Below are 2,400 nucleotides of genomic sequence, written 5' to 3' on the forward strand. Positions count from 1 at the left end.
CGACGCCACGCGCGGTGAAGGGCTCAGGCGAAATCACCTCGACCCCTGTACTCGGTGGCCTTCACCATCGCTACTCGCGGTCCGCGTAGTCGCCGCAACGAGATCGCGAGCCGCCCTTTCCAAGGCGAGATGTCTCCCGCGTGCCCACATGCCTCCCGGGCATCGATTACAATGCGCCCGGTTCACCGCGCAGGAGAGCCCGTACGGGGTTTTCGGGAGGGACAGCCGCGTCAGCGCACCCGCTCGAGGTCGACCGAGGAGACGCCCCGGATGATCGTCAGTGAGTGAGCCGGCAGATAGACGGAGCCCTCGTCGAAGGCCAGCTGCCTGTCCACGGGCACCACTCGATCGGGATGCTCGACATCGTTGAAGGCATCCGGTGAATCCCCGGCGAGGACCGTCACGTCGAACGTGCCGGAGAGCGGAGTGCCCTTCATCCTCACCACGCATTTCACCTCTCTCGACGGATGGCGGTTCGTCAATGCGATCGACCACGTCGTGCCCGCGTCATCGACGGTCGCGATCGCGTCGACCACGGGAACGGAGCGGTTGCCGTGCACGAGCAGTTCCCCCTCCACCTCGGCCTGGCCCACGCGGCTACCCAGCAAGTTGGCGTACATCGCCAGGGTATGAAACGTCGTGCGCTTGACGATGCCCTCGGAGTGCACGTAGAGCGGCCCGCGCGTGTTCACGATCGGGGCGATGTTGGCCATGCCGACGTCATCGGCGTGACGAAGGCAAGCATTCAGGAACGAGGCCGAGAAGAGGGCATCGGCCATCGTGTACTGCGAAGCGATCGAGTTCTCGTCGCGAGCGTTCACGAGGTCGAACACGGCCGGGTCGTCGTAGTCACTGATCGTCTTGCGCGGGAAGCCCGGATGGTGCCAGCCGCGCAGGTTCCACTCGTCGAACGCGATCTCGAGACGGCCCCGGTACCCGGCGTCGTCCAGGATGCCGATCGTCTCGACGATCAACTGCTCCGGACCCTCCGAGTGCATGATGCAATCCAGGTAGGAAGGCATCGCGTTCTTCTGCCAGAGTGGCAACCAGTAGCGGTGGATCGAGACGTAATCGAGGTGCTCTCCAGCCGCCTCCAGGAGCGGCATGGTCCACTCCCGGTTCGGCAGTGCCGCGGCTGCCAGCCGGATGCTGGGATCGACGGCCTGCATCAGCTTTGCCGACTCGAGGACCAGCGGGCCCCATTCGTCGACGCTCTTCTTGCCGATCTCGTGGCTGCCCCAGTTCTCGTTACCGATGCTCCATAGATTGACCTTCAGCGGATCCGGGTGGCCGCTCTCCTTGCGCAGCCGGGCGTACTGTCCCTGCGTCTGGTTGCAGTACTCGACCCAGTCCCGCATCTCCTCGGGCGTGCCATTGCCGGCGTTCGTGCAGATGAACGGCTCGCAGCCGACCAGCCGACACCATTCGACGAATTCGTTCGTGCCGAACGAATTGGGGTCTCGCACGCCCCAGGCCATGTCGTCGCTCGGCTTGCGGTTTTCTCCGACGCCTTCTAGCCAGTGATATCCACTGACGAAGCACCCGCCCGGCCACCGAACGACGGAGAGCTTCAGCTCTTTCATCGCCTCGATGACGTCTTTGCGGAAGCCGTTCTCGTCCGACAGAGGTGAACCTGGATCGAAGAGTCCGCCGTAGACCTGGTGGTGAAAATGCTCGATGAACCCGCCGAAGATCATCGGGGAATACGTCCTCGGCTCGGCGTCGGTATCGATCGTCACGGTCACCCCGGTCGATTCCTCGGGGTCGACCGGCTCGACGGCGACATCGTCGTACCAGGCCTGTCCGGTCGATCTTCCCCAGCCACCGAAGAGGCAGTTGATCTCGAGCCTCGAGGGGGACTCTCCGGTCCTGAAGAGCGTCGATACCCGAGTCCAGTCGCGCGTCCCACGCAGGGCTGGAGTTCTCACGCTCTGCATGTTTTGGATGTTGAGCAGAGCCCCGGTGGCGCCCTGCACGTCCTTCGTCCGGATCCACCCGGAGAGACGGTAGAGCGTATTCGGTTTGCAGGAGATGCTGGCCGTCCAAGCCGCGTCGGCCCCGTCCGGACTACCAGAACGGATCGTCACGCACTGGCCGGTCCTGCCCGCCGGATCGACGTCCCATCGGGCGTTCTCCTCGGAATCCAGCCAGGCCCGAGACTCCCATCCGACGGGCACGTTCTGCGTCACTCTCTCGAACGATGCGTTGGGAAGCAGGTTGTCCGCCCCCGCGGGAACCCGGGCCGGCGTCGTTTGCGACGCGATGACGAGCATCGCTGAGATAGAGACGGCGATTGCATCTACCACGGAGTTCATTCCTGTTCCTTTCCGAGTTCAGAGGATCGGGGGGATAAGGGGTTCAAAGGGTCTCCGCACGGCGAGGTAGGCCTAGGCCGAGACA

The 2,400-nt window shown here is 64.1% G+C and carries 1 protein-coding gene; it reads right to left on the minus strand.

Going from position 1 to position 2,400, the window contains the following annotated elements; translation table 11 throughout:
* Positions 1 to 230: 230 nt before the first annotated feature.
* A complete protein-coding gene (locus OSA81_13665; GenBank protein MDE0900049.1) occupies positions 231 to 2,315 on the minus strand; it encodes a hypothetical protein in 2,085 nt (694 codons plus the stop codon).
* Positions 2,316 to 2,400 lie beyond the last annotated feature (85 nt).

The sequence above is a fragment of the Longimicrobiales bacterium genome (genome assembly GCA_028823235.1).
In the GTDB taxonomy this organism is placed as follows: Bacteria; Gemmatimonadota; Gemmatimonadetes; order Longimicrobiales; family Gaopeijiaceae; genus UBA2589.